Consider the following 15192-nt stretch of genomic DNA (forward strand, 5'->3'; position numbering starts at 1 on the left):
GTATATTCAAAAAGTAGGCCGTTTTTAATACAACACTGCGCTGAACGTTTGTTACAGCGCAGAAGTCAATTATATGGTTAACCTAATAAAAGCTAACTAGGACGTGCGGTAGAGTCTCTAACGACGAGCTCAGGAGTGTATAGTTTTATAATATCGCGGTCATTGCCATTACGAATTTGTGCTATTAACAAGCTGGCCGCATCTTCGGCAATTTTATTATTAGGCTGATGAGCCGTGGTGAGTTTTGGCCATGTTTGACGCGAGAATGGGCTATCCTCAAACCCTGTTATAGAAAGTTCACTGGGTATGTCAATGTTCATTAATCTGGCTGCAAATAACGCACCGGCAGCTATTTCATCATTACATGAGACGATAGCGGTTGGTCTGTTTGTTTGGCTAATGAGTGTTTTAGCGCCCTCAACCCCCGACTCAAATGAATATTCGCCGTCAATAATTAAACTTGGATCTATAGTAATGTCGTATTGCGTTAACGCTGCTTTGTAACCTTCCAAGCGCTCTTTGGTCGAGTTATGCTCGCTGCCACCGGCTAAAAAGCCAATGCGCGTGTGGCCGTTATTAATTAGATGCTCAGTAATTGACTTTGAGGCGAGATTATCATCAATCATAATACAGGGTGTTAATGAGTCAGGCGCGTTGTGCCCCGATAAAATACGCACAACTTTTAGGTCTAATTGAGTCAGCTTTTCAACAAACTCCGGCATTTCAGAAAAGGGCGGTGTGAGTAAAATTCCCGCGATACGAGTGCGTTTAATCATATTCGTAATTTCATCAAAAATATGCGCTTCTTTGGCATCACATGGGTGAATAAGTAGTTCAAATCCCTGCTTTTTGCACGCATCTAAAATACCATTTTGCATGTCGATAATGTAGTACGCATTAGGGTTGTCGTATATGTAAGCTATGCTGTAAGCTTTTGTTCCTGCAAGACTTCTTGCAGCTAAATTTGGCTGAAAGTTCAACTTTTCGACCGACGCCATGACTTTTTCACGGGTATTGTCACGGACCGAGGTTTCGTTATTTATTACTCTTGATACCGTTTTTATTGATACTCCGGCATCTTTTGCCACGTCGTTTATTGTTGTTCTCATCGGCTTAATAGACCTTTACATATCATTTTGGGTACTATACTAATTTATCTTTATCGGTTAACGACTACAGCAAAAGCGGTTAACAGTACTCGGTTTTTATTATTTGACGACTAAATTATAAAGACATCATTGAATTTTAACAGTTAATTTATACGCCTTTCTTGTGAGAATGGTAGATAAAGTTTTAGGTAATAATTTAGTAATATTTAAATTTAATTTAAATACAATGGTTTAAAATAAAAAAAGACGTATGCATGTAAAATTTTTGTATCTTTTTTGCCCCCTATGTAGCTATAAAAGAAAAAAAGGATACATTAACAGTTAAATGACAGCGTTGTCATGAGTGGCGCACGCTAAGCTGGCAATTGCTAGATATGAATAGTGGTTGATTTAAAAGCAGGATCAATTTTAGCATTTGAAAGAGGTGCTTGAGTGACTAAGTTAATACAATAGAGGAAAGTAGCGAATGAAGATTAAATCATTACTGACAGCATGCTGCTTAGCAATAGGTTTGAGTGCGTGTCAGGGCAAAGTTGATAAGCAAAATACAGTATCGGTTCAATTAAGCCCTGCAAACGACAGTGCGGTGGAGTTACTTGCTAACACATTACAAATAAAATATCAGCAAGTTGATAACCGCCCATCAGCACAGTGCGATCCAAAGATTGAAAACGGTCACTGTTTTAAAGCGAATTTACATTTAACTGCCAACTCGGCGATTAATGTTGACCAATGGAAAATTTACTTTAGCCAAATTACGCCAATACAAAAGTCGGTTAGCGATGAATTTACTATTAAACACGTTAATGGCGATATTCATGTCATTGAGCTTAAAGACGGGTTTACTGGCTTTAAAGCCGGTGAGACTAAAACGATTACTTTTTATGCGCATTTTTGGTCATTATCGCAAAGTGATGCCATTCCTAACTATATCGTGGTGAATAACAATGACACCGCTAAAGTGATTGAAAGTACAAAGCCTAAAATTGATCCAGAGACCGGCTTAGAGCTATTACCACATGTAGAGCCTTATACCGATTACACTCGTCAGTTTAAACGTACTGCGGGCGACAAAACACAGTGGCTAACAGCCGAGCGCTTATTTGAGCGAAATGAAAAGTATGACTTTTCAGCTTATTTAACCTCGCAAAATCAAGTGAGTAATGTCATTGCTCAGCAAATTATACCCACCCCACGCGTTAGCGAGTTTAGTCAAACTCAAACGCTTGATATTAGCCAAGGGCTTAATATTAACTATGCAGAAGTTGATAAATCAAGTGTATTAGCTGCAATTGAGCGCTTGGCACTATTAGGTATTAATATAAGCGATGATGCAGCGGCAATTAAAGTAACACTTAATTCCACTGTTAAAAAAGATCAGCTTAATGGTAGTTATAAATTAGCAATTAAAGCCGATGAGGTTGTAATCGATGCAGTTGACGAAACGGGTGTTTTTTATGCCCTGCAAAGTTTAGCGAGCTTATATCAGGTTAACAGTAATATATTACCTGTGGGAGAGGTTGTTGATGCACCGCATTATCAGTTTAGAGGTGTGTTGGTTGATGTAGCGCGAAACTTTCGTGATAAGGGCTTTATTTTAAAGTTACTTGATCAAATGGCGGCTTATAAACTTAACAAGCTACATTTACACTTAGGTGATGATGAAGGCTGGCGTTTAGAAATTCCATCACTTCCTGAGCTAACCGATGTAGGTGCAAAGCGTTGTTTTGATCAAAGTGAGCAGCAATGTTTAATGCCACAATTAGGCGCAGGACTTGATACTTCAAGTGCAGCAAACGGCTATTATTCGGTAGCTGACTACCAAGAAATACTTAAAGCGGCGAGTGCGCGCCACATTCAAGTGATCCCATCGCTTGACATGCCAGGGCATTCTCGCGCTGCAATTAAAGCCATGCAAGCGCGTTATAATAAGTACATAAAACAAGGCGATAAACAAAAAGCCGAACAGTTTTTACTCTATGACCCGCTTGATAAAACGCTCTATTCGTCGGTACAACACTATAACGATAATACTATCAATGTGTGTTTAGACTCATCCTATGCGTTTATCCGTGAGGTAATGGAGCAAGTAAAAAGTATTCATAGTGAGGCACAACATCCGCTAACTCGTTATCACATAGGCGCAGATGAAACTGCAGGAGCATGGGTTGATTCACCTGCTTGTGCCGATTTTATTAAACAAAATAAGTTAGAAATTACCGAAGCAGGTCAGCTGGGCAGCTATTTTATTGAACGTATTGCCAACATGTTGGCTGATATGGATATTGAAACCGCAGCATGGAGCGATGGTTTATCGCACACTAACCCAGAGAATATGCCAGAGATTGTGCAAGGTAATGTTTGGGATTTATTAATGTGGAATGGCCATCAGCGTGCACATGAATTTGCTAATAGAAATTGGCAAGCAGTGCTTTCGTCGCCAGATGTACTGTATTTTGACTTTCCGTATGAAGCAGACCCACAAGAGCATGGTTATTACTGGGCTTCAAGGCATATAAATACTGAAAAGATATTTCAGTTTATGCCAGATAATTTGCCTATTCATGCTGAATTTTGGCTCGATCGAGAAGATAAGCCTTATGTAGCTGATGACACATTACAGCATGATGAGCAAGGCAATGTGGTATCCGCGCCTTTAGCAAAAGACAAACGTTTTGTGGGTATTCAAGGGCAGTTATGGAGCGAAAATACGCGTACCAATAATATGGCTGAATATAAGCTGTTCCCACGGTTATTATCTCTGGCCCAGCGTGCATGGCATAAAGCGGATTGGGCGGTACCGTATGATCATAATGGCTTTGTTTATAGCCAACAAACAAATCGCTTTAGCCCTGAATTAAAGCAGCAGCGCGATGAACAATGGCAAACGTTTGCTGCCACCATGGGACTAAAAGAATTTGCCAAGTTAGAACGTGCAGATGTGCATTATCGCCTTGCAAATGCAGGGGCTAAAATTGATAACGGGATGCTGTTCGCCAATATTGCTTACCCTGGTTTAGTGATTGAATACAAACAAGGATCTGAGCAATGGCAAACCTACACAAAACCGGTCAAAGTAACACAAGATGTATGGGTTCGCTCTAAGACTCCATCAACTAGTCGTGTTAGTAGAAAGCTTAAAGTAACGCACCGTTAAGGTGCGTTTTTCCATCAAATTAATGACGATTAAAGAAGTTATTTATTTGTAAATAAAATAATGACAACGCTGTCATTTGTGCTAGTATGAGATTCATACAGTATGACAGTCCGGTTTTATTTTAGTGTTTTGCAAAACGGTCGAACAACTTAAGAGGCAAAAATGATCACCAACAATATTAAAAACAATCAACTCTTTGTGGGGATCGATGGCGGCGGCACTAAATGTAAAGCAATTATCGTCAATAGCTGTAATGACATAGTCGGCACTGGCGTGGCAGGCCCTGGTAACCCGTTACATGGTTTCAACCAAGCAACTCATTCTATTGAGCAATCAGCGCGTTTAGCATTACAAGATGCAGGGCTCAAAGATACGCCTTTATCTGAGCTTATTGCAGGGGTTGGTTTAGCAGGGGTTAACTTACCAAGTTTGCATAACCAAATGATGCAGTGGCAACACCCATTTAAAACTATGCACTTAACTACTGATTTACTCATTGCTTGTATGGGCGCTCATCAGGGCGGCGATGGCACAGTGATGATTGCTGGTACGGGCTCGTGTGGATTCTCATACGTTAATGGCCAATCGTTTATGATTGGTGGTCATGGTTTCCCACACGGTGATAAAGGCAGTGGTGCATGGATTGGTTTTACTGCTTGTCAGTATGTGCTGCTTAGCCTAGATAAATTAATCCCAAGTGGTACGCTTACTAATTTGTTAATGAAGTATTTAGAAGTCAGTGATGCAATGCAACTTGTTGAAGTAATTGCCAATAAACCTGCCGCTTTTTTTGCGCAACTTGCAGGTTGTGTTTTTCAATCCGCACAAGCGAACGATGCCACAGCAATTGCTATTTTAAAAGAAGGTGGCGCTTATTTAAGCGACATTGCACGACAATTATTAGATAAAAACCCACCAAGGCTTTCGTTTATTGGTGGCTTATCAACCGTGATGACAACATGGTTAGACTCAGAGATACAAGCTATTTTATCAGCCCCATTATCGTCACCAGAAATGGGGTCTGTACTTTACGCTAAACAACAGCACGTTAATTACAGCAGTCAGGAGTTATGATGTTTAACACACTAATGGAAAAAGAAGCGGCGCAAACGCCAAATGTTATTGAAAAGCAAATTATTGCCAACCAACCTTTAGTGGAAAAAATTGGTCATAAGCTTCGCGATATGGCCCCTAAGGTGGTTATGATGATTGGTCGTGGTTCTTCAGATCATGCTGGCGTTTTTGGTAAGTATTTAATTGAAATTGAAGCGGGTGTACCGGTCAGTTCAGCAGCGCCATCAGTGGCGAGTGTATATGGTAAAACACTAAAGCTGGAAGGCGCTGTTGTGATTGTCATTTCTCAATCAGGACGCAGCCCAGATATTTTGGCTCAGGCAAAAATGGCGAAAGAGGCGGGCGCTTATTGTATTGCGCTGGTTAACGATGAAGCGTCCCCCCTGCAAGACATAGTCGATGATTTTGTTCCCCTTAAAGCCGGCGATGAAATTTCGGTGGCGGCAACAAAAAGCTATTTGGCAACGCTGTCGGCATTAGTACATATTGTTGCTAATTGGACGCAAAATGAGTCATTATTACAATCGCTTAACGAGTTACCTAGCGCGCTTAATGCCATTATAGATTCGCCAATTCAGTTACAACCTACTGAGTTTGCAAATATTAAGAATATGGTGGTATTGGCACGTGGTTTAGGGTTTTCTATCTCAAAAGAAATGGCACTTAAGCTTAAAGAGGTGTGTGCTATTCATGCTGAGTCATTTAGTAGTGCGGAGTTTTTACATGGTCCGGTGACCTTAGTTGAGCAAGGACTGGTGATTTTAGATTGTTCGGTTGATGATGAAACCAAAGAGTCACATCAGCAGCAAATTGCTGAAGTAAAAAAACGCGGTGCACAAGTGATTAGCCTTAATCAACAAGGTATTAAAGTACACCCGCGATTAGCGCCATTTTTAGTGTTACAGCGTTTTTACCTTGATGTGGCAAAAGTGGCATTAAGCCGTGGTTTTAATCCTGATGAGCCAAAGGGGCTTAAAAAAGTAACAAGGACATTATAAATGTCAGTTAAACGAATTTATGTAGCCCAGTTTTTTGATGGCGAGCACTTTGTTAATGACAAAGTGCTAAGCGTTGATGCGGGTATTATTACAGCTATAGATGATAACGTGCAGCAGGCAGATGAGCACTTAATTGGGCTAGTTGCCCCCGGCTTTATTGACCTACAAGTGAATGGCGGCGGCGGTGAATTATTTAACCGTACTAGCAGTGTCGCAGGGGTTAAAAAAATACTGCTAGCGCATGCTAAATACGGTACAACCGCCATGCTGCCAACGTTAATTACTGACACTGTAGAAGTAATGCGCCAAGCAGCCGATGTAATTGCGCAGGCGATAGCCCAGCAAACGCCTGGTATTATTGGTATTCACTTTGAAGGCCCGCATTTGTCAGTGGCAAAAAAGGGGGCTCACAGCGCTGATTTTATTCGTCCTATTTCTGAACAAGAATGGCAGGTGTTATCTCGCCAAGATTTAGGTAAAGTCGTTGTAACCTTAGCGCCTGAAAATGTTTTGCCAAGCGATATTACTAAAATGCGCGATTTAGGAATTCAGGTTTGCTTAGGCCACACCAATGCAAGCTTTGAACAGGCTCAACAAGGTGTTGATGCTGGGGCAACCGGATTTACGCATTTGTATAATGCTATGTCACCATTACAAGGTCGTGAGCCGGGAGTGGTTGGCTGTGCATTATTAAATGATGATACTTATTGTGGCTTAATTGTTGATGGCCATCATGTTGATTACGCAGCATGCCAACTGGCATTAAAAGCAAAACCACTGGGGCGCGTATTTTTAGTTACTGATGCGATGCCACCTGTGGGAACAGATGATACTCAGTTTGCTTTTTTTGACCGAACTGTCAGCTTAGAGAATGGTAAGCTCACGTCTACAACTGGTGAGTTGGCCGGCTCTGCGCTTGATATGGCAACCGCAGTTAGAAACACTGTAACTCATTTAAAACAGCCATTAGCGCAAGCGCTTAAAATGGCGAGTTTATATCCTGCTCAGTATTTAAAGTTGCCTGCCACACACGGACGATTAATATTGGGTAGTCCAGCAGATTTTGTACAATTAAACACACAACAACAAGTCATTAGCACGTGGATTGGCGGCGCTCAGGTTTGTTAACAACATAATAAATATAAATAAAGGAAAATAACATGACAACCAATGTTATGGATACGTCCAAAAATAGTAGCGTGGTCCCAATGGCCATTGTTGCGGTATTATTTTTTATACTGGGCTTTGCTACTTGGCTTAATGGCTCGTTAATGCCTTACTTAAGTCAAATTTTACAGTTAACCCCATTTCAAGGGTCGTTAATTTTATTTTCCTTTTATATCGCTGTTACATTTACTGCGCTGCCCTCGGCAGTATTGATCAAAAAAGTCGGCTATAAAAACGGTATGGCATTGGGTATGGGCTGTATGATGGTAGCAGGCTTAATGTTTATTCCTGCTGCTATGTCGCAGTTTTTCCCCTTATTTTTATTAGCGCAGTTGGTGATGGGCGCAGGACAAACCTTATTACAAACCGCGGTTAACCCATATGTAGTTCGTTTAGGGCCAGAAGAATCGGCGGCTGTACGTATTAGTATTATGGGGATTTTAAATAAAGGCGCGGGAGTTATCTCACCGATGGTATTTACCGCCTTAATTTTAAGTAACTTTACCGGTACGGTAGGCACAGAGCTAAGCCAACGGCAAGTTGATGATATGGCAAATGGCCTTATTTTACCTTACTTAGGCATGGCTCTATTCATTGGTGTATTAGCTTTTGCAGTTAAAAAATCACCGCTGCCAGAGCTTATCAATGATGAAGTTGAATCAATAAACGATAAAAGTGAAATTCGTGAAACACTCTCTCATCCAAACTTAGTGTTAGGTGCTATTGCTATCTTTTTATATGTTGCGGTAGAGGTTATTGCTGGCGATACCATAGGTACTTTTGCACTATCGCTGGGTATTGAAAACTATGGGGTAATGACCTCATACACTATGATGTTTATGGTGTTTGGTTATATTTTAGGTATTATGCTTATCCCTAAATTCATCACTCAGCAAGCGGCCTTAACAGCATCGGCAGTATTGGGTATTGTGATCACCCTGTGTATTTTGTTTATTGATGCGCAGTCGTTTGTTATTGCCAATGCCATACTGGTGCCTTTAGGAGGCGCTAATTTACCAGACGCTTTACTACTAATTGCCTTTTTAGGCTTAGCAAACGCCATTGTTTGGCCAGCGGTTTTCCCACTAGCGTTATCAGGGTTAGGTAAACTAACCAGCACAGGCTCAGCACTGTTAGTAATGGGTATTGCAGGTGGTGCATTTGGTCCAGTGCTGTGGGGTTTACTAAGTGGTTTTACCTCGTTACAAACTGGCTATTCTGTATTGTTACCTTGTTACTTATTTATATTATTTTATGCCGTGAAAGGGCATAAAATGAAAAAGCAATAACATCCACCAGCTATCCCTAGCTCAGTGCACTTTGCAGTATAAAGTGCACTGATTATTAGGGCACTTTATCAGCTTAAGCGTGTTACCTTGAGCTTTATTCTGCCAGCATTCGCCCCATAAAAACGATTTAAATCATTAGCAAATGGGCAAAATTCTCCCGATTTTTTAATTGTAACTTCAACGCCTTCGGCAATTTCAAATGCGTGCTCATCGCTTTGGCCAATTGTACCTATTAAACTAAACCACTGCGCCGCAGCTAAACGCCTAAATGGCTCAAGTAATGCCATAGGGATTTCTTTAACGCCGAGTTGCACATTATCGCGATGCCAGCCAGAGGGAGGGCACTTTACACCATCGTCATACCAAAATTGGTTAGGGTAAGGAGTAAAGCGATAGGTTGCACCCTGGGCAAGCATTAAGCCGGTAGCGTTGTAGGCTTCACTGGCGTACACCATCACATCTTGGCTTTGATTAACACTCAGTAAGCTCATATTTTGATTGGCGAGCATTATATGACTACTAAGCCCCATAAAGTTTAGTGTACTGTCATCGCTGTAAATCATTTTATAATGTATATTTTTTAACGATTCAGGTCGGTAGCTGGTTAGTTTATTAATTCGCTGGGCAACACTGTGATGTATTAATGGAGCGTTGTGGCTGATTTCATCGTTGACTAATACACAGCACTGCCTATCAACGAGTTTAAAAAATGGGTTTAACCAAAAGTAATTTTGTTGATGACTTAGCGCCAGTGGATCGGGAATAACTGTCACATCATCTTGGGCAACCAAGTTACTCTCTGGTAAAAGGTTTTCATAGTCTATGTCATGGCTGGTTAATAACGAGACCGATAGCGGTTGAGCAATGAGCCATTCAAGCGCATAACGCAAGCAAATATCGGCAAGTCCATCGCGATAGTAGCCGCCCCCTACATCGGAGTGGGCTCCTGCAAACCACAGCTCGGTAATGTTAGCTTGTTGATTCATTAATGTGGGCTCAAAGGCCCGTCGTTTTTCATCGAGCGCAACACAATGTAGTGCTCCAGCTACATTATTGGCAATAGTATGATTTTCAAAAACCACATGCTCTGCGCCACGGGCAGCTTTACTTATCTTTGATAGGCCTATTGAGGCCACGGTGTCAAACACACACAAATATACTTGCTCATTTATTAGTGGCTCTAAGCATTTAGCAAAACGCCGTGCTAATGCAGCGCCTCTGCTAAAACCGGTAAGTAGAACAGTATCGCCACTTTGATAATTTTGCTTAAAATCTGTGAACGCTTGAGTCAAAATACTAGCTACGTCTTCAGAGCGTGGGGCAAGTGTTTTATTTAAAATTCGTTTTAAACGACTGCCTTTGGTGCCTATACCTTGGTAATAAAAACTTAATTGCTGTGAAAATGGGGTAGTGGGTGAATCATCAAGTTTACCGCCGAGCAATAAATGTAGCTTTAAAATATTAGAAATACTGGCGTCTTCTTTAAAATGCTCTGTACTAAACTGGTCTGCGTCGCGGGGGTCACTGCCGGTACCATCAAAATTAAAAATAAGCGTTTTAAAGGTCATTACTAAATTCCGTGAATGGTTTATGTAAATCTATATGTGAATTATGAAAAATTAAAGACGGCGGTAATAAATATTTGTTTAATTGTATTTATTACCGCGACTGATGTAACTATTTAACCTGAAATTTGCTTGAGATGGATTTATTATCTGGAGTTCAGGTTATTTAGTGCAATTTCATTTTTGGGCGAACAACACGCAGTACTTTTTCGCTGATCCACAAAGCGAAGGTTTTGGCACTGCCATGAATCGCGCGCTGATGCATTCTGTATAATGAAATATACATAAAGCGGGCAATTTTACCTTCAATAAAAAAACTACTACTGGTTAGGTTGCCCATTAAGCTGCCCACCGTGCTGTAGCGCGATAAATTTACCAGTGAGCCATGGTCGTTATATTCAAACTTCTTAAGGGGCTGCTCACGCAGTGTAGCAATCAGGTTTTTTTCAACGCATTGTGCCATTTGATGAGCCGATTGTGCGCGTGGGGGGACTTGAGACCCATCGTCTTGAGTAAACGCGCAGCAATCACCAAGTACATAGATTTTTGGGTCTAAGTTACTTTGTAAGTAATCATTCACTTTTATTTGGTTGTTACGTGTCAGCTCAAATATGTCTAGCTCTTTAATGAAATCGGGTGCTTTTACTCCTGCTGCCCATACCATAATGTCCGCATTTATTTGCTCGTCACCGTTTGTGATAAAGCCATGCTCGGTTGCTTGTTTAACTTGGGTATTTTCCCGTACGGTAACCCCTAATCTTAATAGCTCTCGTTTGGCTGAGCTGGCAATTCGCTCAGACAGCACCGGTAAAATTCTGGGGCCCGCTTCAATCAAATGTATGTGCAAACGTTTGGCCGACATATTAGTTAAACCGTATATTTTGAGTAAATCAGAAACATGATACAGCTCAGCTGAAAGCTCAACGCCAGTTGCCCCACCGCCAACAATAGCAATGTCTAATGAGTGCAATGGGTCGTCGTCTTGATGAAGGCGAGTAAAGTTATCTAGTAAGGCGTGTTGAAAACGCTCGGCTTGTTGGTTTGAATCGAGGTAAAAGCAATGCTCTTTAATACCAGGGGTATTGAAGTCATTACTGACACTGCCAATGGCAATAACTAAATGATCGTAGTGAACGGTTCGTTTAGGTAAAATCTGATGCCCTAGCTCGTCATAAAGAGGGCTTAAGGTAATGGTTTTATTATTGTTATCGAGGTTACAAAAGGTACCAAGTTGGAAGTTATAGTGGTGCTTGGCGGCATGCGCTGAGTATACAACGCCATCTAAATCGGCATCAATAGAGCCGGTTGCTACTTCATGCAATAACGGTTTCCATATATGAGTGCGGTTTTTATCAATGAGTAATATATTTGCGTGTTGTTTCTTTCCTAATTTGTGCCCTAATTGAGTTGCTAGCTCCAGCCCACCAGCGCCACCGCCGATGATGACGATTTTTGGTATGGTTTTGTCCATGACTATGCCCTTAAAAATAATATACCGAAGCAATTTCTGTACGTTGATTTTTAAAATGACTTGGGTATCAAAAAAATTATTTTGGCAATACATCACTTAGGTAATATTGTGCGCCTAAATAACGCGCATGTCAGCAATAAATCACGTGATTTACTGTATACTTATATCTTATATACAAATATTTAATCTACTGCGCATTTATAGCATTTATGGGCACCGACATAAAAAGGACGCTTTTATGAGTACCTCGCTAGTTCAGTCTCTTGAGCAACATTTTGGTTTTAGTCAGTTTAGAGCAGGGCAACAACAAACCATAGAGCAACTGCTAAATGGTCAATCGTCACTGGCTATATTTCCTACAGGGTCGGGTAAATCCTTGTGTTATCAACTTACTGCGTTGCATTTACCGCATTTAACTTTAGTGGTGTCGCCATTATTAGCGCTGATGAAAGACCAAATAAGTTTTTTAAACAGTAAAGGCATTTATGCCGCTAGCCTTGATTCAAGCCAAGATCAAATGCAAAGCAGTACGGTAATGAACGACGTGCGCAGTGGTAAAATTAAAGTGTTAATGGTGTCAGTTGAGCGCTTTAAAAACGAACGCTTTAGAGAGTTTATTAGCCAAGTGGCGCTTTCTATGTTGGTGGTAGACGAAGCGCATTGTATTTCTGAATGGGGTCATAACTTTCGACCCGATTACTTAAAACTACCTCGTTACCGTGAAGAGCTAAATATCCCGTTAGTGCTGCTATTAACCGCCACTGCAACTAAAAAAGTTAAACGCGATATGGCAGAGCGTTTTGCTATTGAGACACAATGCATTGTGCAAACAGGGTTTTATCGCGCTAATTTAGATTTAAGCGTATTGAGTGTTAAAACCGCGGATAAAAATACTGAGCTTACTAACATTGTCCGTGCGCAAACCGGCCCCGGTATTGTGTATGTCACGCTGCAGCAAAGTGCTGAGCAAGTGGCCAATATGTTAAGCGCACAGGGCCTGCAAGCGATGGCGTATCATGCTGGGCTTGAAGATACCCTACGCGGGCAAATTCAAGATGATTTTATGGCGGGAAAAATAAATGTAGTGGTCGCCACTATTGCCTTTGGCATGGGGGTTGATAAATCAGACATTCGTTTTGTGATTCACTACGATTTACCTAAATCAATTGAAAACTACAGCCAAGAAATTGGCCGTGCAGGGCGTGATGGCAACCCTTCAAATTGTTATACGCTGGCTAATTTAGATGGCTTAAATACAGTAGAAAATTTTGTGTACGGCGATACCCCAGAGCTAAGCGGTATTGAATATGTTATTAACGATATTCGCCAAGCCCAGCAGCAATGGGAAATGCAAGAGTATAGCTTATCGAGCGAAAGTAATATTCGTCAGCTTGCCCTTAAAACCTTGTTGGTACAACTGGAAATGCAAGGCGCAATAACCCCGCAATATGCGTATTACGCCGATTTTAAGTATAAATTTTTAGTTGATAAAAATGAGTTGCTTAATCAGTTTGATCAGCAGCGCCAAGCTTTTTTAACGCAAATATTTAGCCATACCGACTTTAAAAAAATATGGGGCACACTTAACTTTGACTCCCTAACGCAAGCCGCACAAGTTGACCGTAAACGTGTGGTAGCCGCACTTGATTACCTAGCAGAAAAAAACCTTATCACCCTTGAAACCAAACGTATTACTCAAGTGTACAAAGTGCATAGCGAGGTGATTAATAACCCTGCACTTGCCCAGCAGTTACATGATTATTTTACCGATAAAGAGCAAGCTGAAATAAAACGGATTGCTGCTTTGGTGCGCTTTTTTGAGCTGCAATCTTGCTTAAGCTATAACTTAGCCCGTTACTTTGATGATGCGAATGCGCCACAGCAATGTGGGCATTGTAGTGTGTGCCGTGGACATGCGGTCAAGCTTGAATACTCAATCACCCCTGCAAAAATTGATACAGCGCTTATATATCAAAAGGTGAATGAGTTTTTGGCACATATGGCAACGAAAGGCGTGCATGATGTGGGCATCGAAACCCAATGTCGGTTTTTAGCGGGAATGAGTGTGCCGCTATTTGCACGCAATAAAGTACGGCAATTAAGTGGGTTTGCACTTTGCGAGCAACAGCGTTACAGCGAAATTAAAGCAATATTACTATCAAGAGCGGCGCCTAATTAATATTAAAAATCAGTATAAAAAATAAAATGTGTTAATTTTTTGTTTCTTTTCCTCGCTTTACTATACTCAAGCTGGCTATGACGGCCATTATAATAATGAGGTGATCAATGAAACTGCAAAAAATTATACTATTGGGGGTATTTGTATCAGCAAGTAGTTATGCTGAAATTAATATTTCAGGTTTTGCGAGTATTAATGCGGGTAAAGTGCTAAGCGGCACCGGTGTACCGCAGTATGGCGTTGAACCAACCTTTCTAGCGGACTATCCAAATGTAAGTGCCTACACTGAAGATTTATCCTTTTCGCCAGAGTCTTTGATTGGATTACAGGTATCAGGCGACTTAGGTGAAGGCCTTTCTGTAACTGGTCAGCTAGTTGCCAGAGGAGTTAACGACTTTGAGGCAAATTTTGAATGGGCTTATATTTCTTACGATATTAACGATAATTGGACTATTCAAGCCGGTAAGAAGCGTTTACCACTATTTTATTATTCAGACTTCTTCGATGTAGGTTATGCATATGTGTGGATGCGGGCCCCTGCTGACAACTATACATGGCAAGTATTTAACTACGAGGGGGTTAATTTACTTTACTCAGGCTCTGTAGGTGACTGGGGAGTATCTGCAAATGTTTATACCGGTAAAGAAGATGATGACGATAACAAACTGTTATCAGACTTCTTCTTTCAAGAGCCGACAAGAGAAATTTGGGAAGATATGCTAGGCGGCGTAATGTTACTTAATCGTGACTGGCTTGAACTTAGAGTGACCCACATGCAATATACCAACAAGCGTTTTCGCGCGGGTGAACCCGTTTTGTGGGACGGTAAAGACAGCAGAGATGGTAAATTTTATGGCTTAGCTGCAAATCTTGATTTTGGTGATTTTTTTGTTTTAAGTGAACTTAACCGCTTAGACCTAGATGGTAATCTCGATACTTATATGATCAGTGCGGGTTATCGTTTTGACTCAATTACCCCCTATGTCATGTTTTCAGACTTTGAACAAGAAGGTGAGGGCGATACAGAGCAGCATAATACATTTGCTGTTGGTGTGAGGTGGGATTTTCATCCGTCAGCGGCATTTAAAGTGCAATACGATAGGGTTAAAGATGATTCGTTTGATTTAGCTGTGGCTGGTGATAGTAAAGCAATCACGCTTGGTGTTGATGTTGTATTTTAAGG

The 15192-nt window shown here is 41.0% G+C and carries 10 protein-coding genes; 7 read left to right on the top strand and 3 right to left on the bottom strand.

Translation table 11 applies throughout. From position 1 onward, the window contains the following. Positions 1–92: 92 nt before the first annotated feature. The gene (locus AC0L7Q_RS18130) at positions 93–1109 is read right to left on the bottom strand and encodes a LacI family DNA-binding transcriptional regulator (RefSeq protein WP_409425604.1); all 1017 of its coding nucleotides are present in this window, start codon (positions 1107–1109) and stop codon (positions 93–95) included. A 466-nt stretch (positions 1110–1575) separates the two neighbouring features. On the opposite strand from AC0L7Q_RS18130, the gene AC0L7Q_RS18135 reads away from it, so the two are divergent. The 5 genes from AC0L7Q_RS18135 to nagP all read left to right on the top strand — a co-directional run bounded on the left by AC0L7Q_RS18135 (position 1576) and on the right by nagP (position 8794). Further along, complete coding sequence (locus AC0L7Q_RS18135; RefSeq protein ID WP_409425605.1) at positions 1576–4266, top strand: family 20 glycosylhydrolase; 2691 nt, start codon at positions 1576–1578, stop codon at positions 4264–4266. Between the two features lie 162 nt (positions 4267–4428). After that, positions 4429–5340, top strand: a complete 912-nt coding sequence (gene nagK / locus AC0L7Q_RS18140) for an N-acetylglucosamine kinase (protein WP_409425606.1) — start codon at positions 4429–4431, stop codon at positions 5338–5340. Continuing rightward, positions 5340–6338 (top strand): glucosamine-6-phosphate deaminase NagB-II, encoded by a 999-nt coding sequence (gene nagB-II, locus AC0L7Q_RS18145; protein ID WP_409425607.1) that lies wholly within the window; start codon positions 5340–5342, stop codon positions 6336–6338. Before nagK ends, nagB-II begins: the two co-directional genes overlap by 1 nt. Then, positions 6339–7466, top strand: a complete 1128-nt coding sequence (gene nagA / locus AC0L7Q_RS18150) for an N-acetylglucosamine-6-phosphate deacetylase (protein ID WP_409425608.1) — start codon at positions 6339–6341, stop codon at positions 7464–7466. A 32-nt stretch (positions 7467–7498) separates the two neighbouring features. Further along, entirely contained in the window at positions 7499–8794 is a 1296-nt protein-coding gene (gene nagP, locus AC0L7Q_RS18155; protein ID WP_409425609.1) for an N-acetylglucosamine MFS transporter NagP, read from the top strand. Positions 8795–8862: 68 nt separating this feature from the next. Here the strand turns inward: nagP and AC0L7Q_RS18160 are convergent, their stop codons facing one another. Beyond that, positions 8863–10362 carry a phospholipase effector Tle1 domain-containing protein gene (locus AC0L7Q_RS18160; RefSeq protein WP_413403492.1) on the bottom strand — a complete coding sequence of 500 codons (1500 nt, stop codon included), beginning with the start codon at positions 10360–10362 and terminating at the stop codon, positions 8863–8865. 163 nt (positions 10363–10525) lie between these two features. Continuing rightward, entirely contained in the window at positions 10526–11830 is a 1305-nt protein-coding gene (locus tag AC0L7Q_RS18165; protein ID WP_413403494.1) for an NAD(P)/FAD-dependent oxidoreductase, read from the bottom strand. A 238-nt stretch (positions 11831–12068) separates the two neighbouring features. On the opposite strand from AC0L7Q_RS18165, the gene AC0L7Q_RS18170 reads away from it, so the two are divergent. Together AC0L7Q_RS18170 and AC0L7Q_RS18175 are read left to right on the top strand one after the other, a co-directional pair. After that, entirely contained in the window at positions 12069–14009 is a 1941-nt protein-coding gene (locus AC0L7Q_RS18170; protein WP_413403496.1) for a RecQ family ATP-dependent DNA helicase, read from the top strand. A 107-nt stretch (positions 14010–14116) separates the two neighbouring features. Beyond that, positions 14117–15190: a porin gene (locus tag AC0L7Q_RS18175; RefSeq protein ID WP_409425613.1), complete on the top strand. Its 1074-nt coding sequence runs from the start codon at positions 14117–14119 to the stop codon at positions 15188–15190. Positions 15191–15192 lie beyond the last annotated feature (2 nt).

Source organism: Pseudoalteromonas sp. KJ63-1 (assembly GCF_055808145.1).

What these genes read in the sequence shown, in the direction of transcription:
- AC0L7Q_RS18130 (WP_409425604.1), bottom strand. Translation starts at nt 1,109, where the DNA reads ATGAGAACAACAATAAACGACGTGGCAAAAGATGCCGGAGTATCAATA.
- AC0L7Q_RS18135 (WP_409425605.1), top strand. Translation starts at nt 1,576, where the DNA reads ATGAAGATTAAATCATTACTGACAGCATGCTGCTTAGCAATAGGTTTG.
- nagK (WP_409425606.1), top strand. Translation starts at nt 4,429, where the DNA reads ATGATCACCAACAATATTAAAAACAATCAACTCTTTGTGGGGATCGAT.
- nagB-II (WP_409425607.1), top strand. Translation starts at nt 5,340, where the DNA reads ATGTTTAACACACTAATGGAAAAAGAAGCGGCGCAAACGCCAAATGTT.
- nagA (WP_409425608.1), top strand. Translation starts at nt 6,339, where the DNA reads ATGTCAGTTAAACGAATTTATGTAGCCCAGTTTTTTGATGGCGAGCAC.
- nagP (WP_409425609.1), top strand. Translation starts at nt 7,499, where the DNA reads ATGACAACCAATGTTATGGATACGTCCAAAAATAGTAGCGTGGTCCCA.
- AC0L7Q_RS18160 (WP_413403492.1), bottom strand. Translation starts at nt 10,362, where the DNA reads ATGACCTTTAAAACGCTTATTTTTAATTTTGATGGTACCGGCAGTGAC.
- AC0L7Q_RS18165 (WP_413403494.1), bottom strand. Translation starts at nt 11,830, where the DNA reads ATGGACAAAACCATACCAAAAATCGTCATCATCGGCGGTGGCGCTGGT.
- AC0L7Q_RS18170 (WP_413403496.1), top strand. Translation starts at nt 12,069, where the DNA reads ATGAGTACCTCGCTAGTTCAGTCTCTTGAGCAACATTTTGGTTTTAGT.
- AC0L7Q_RS18175 (WP_409425613.1), top strand. Translation starts at nt 14,117, where the DNA reads ATGAAACTGCAAAAAATTATACTATTGGGGGTATTTGTATCAGCAAGT.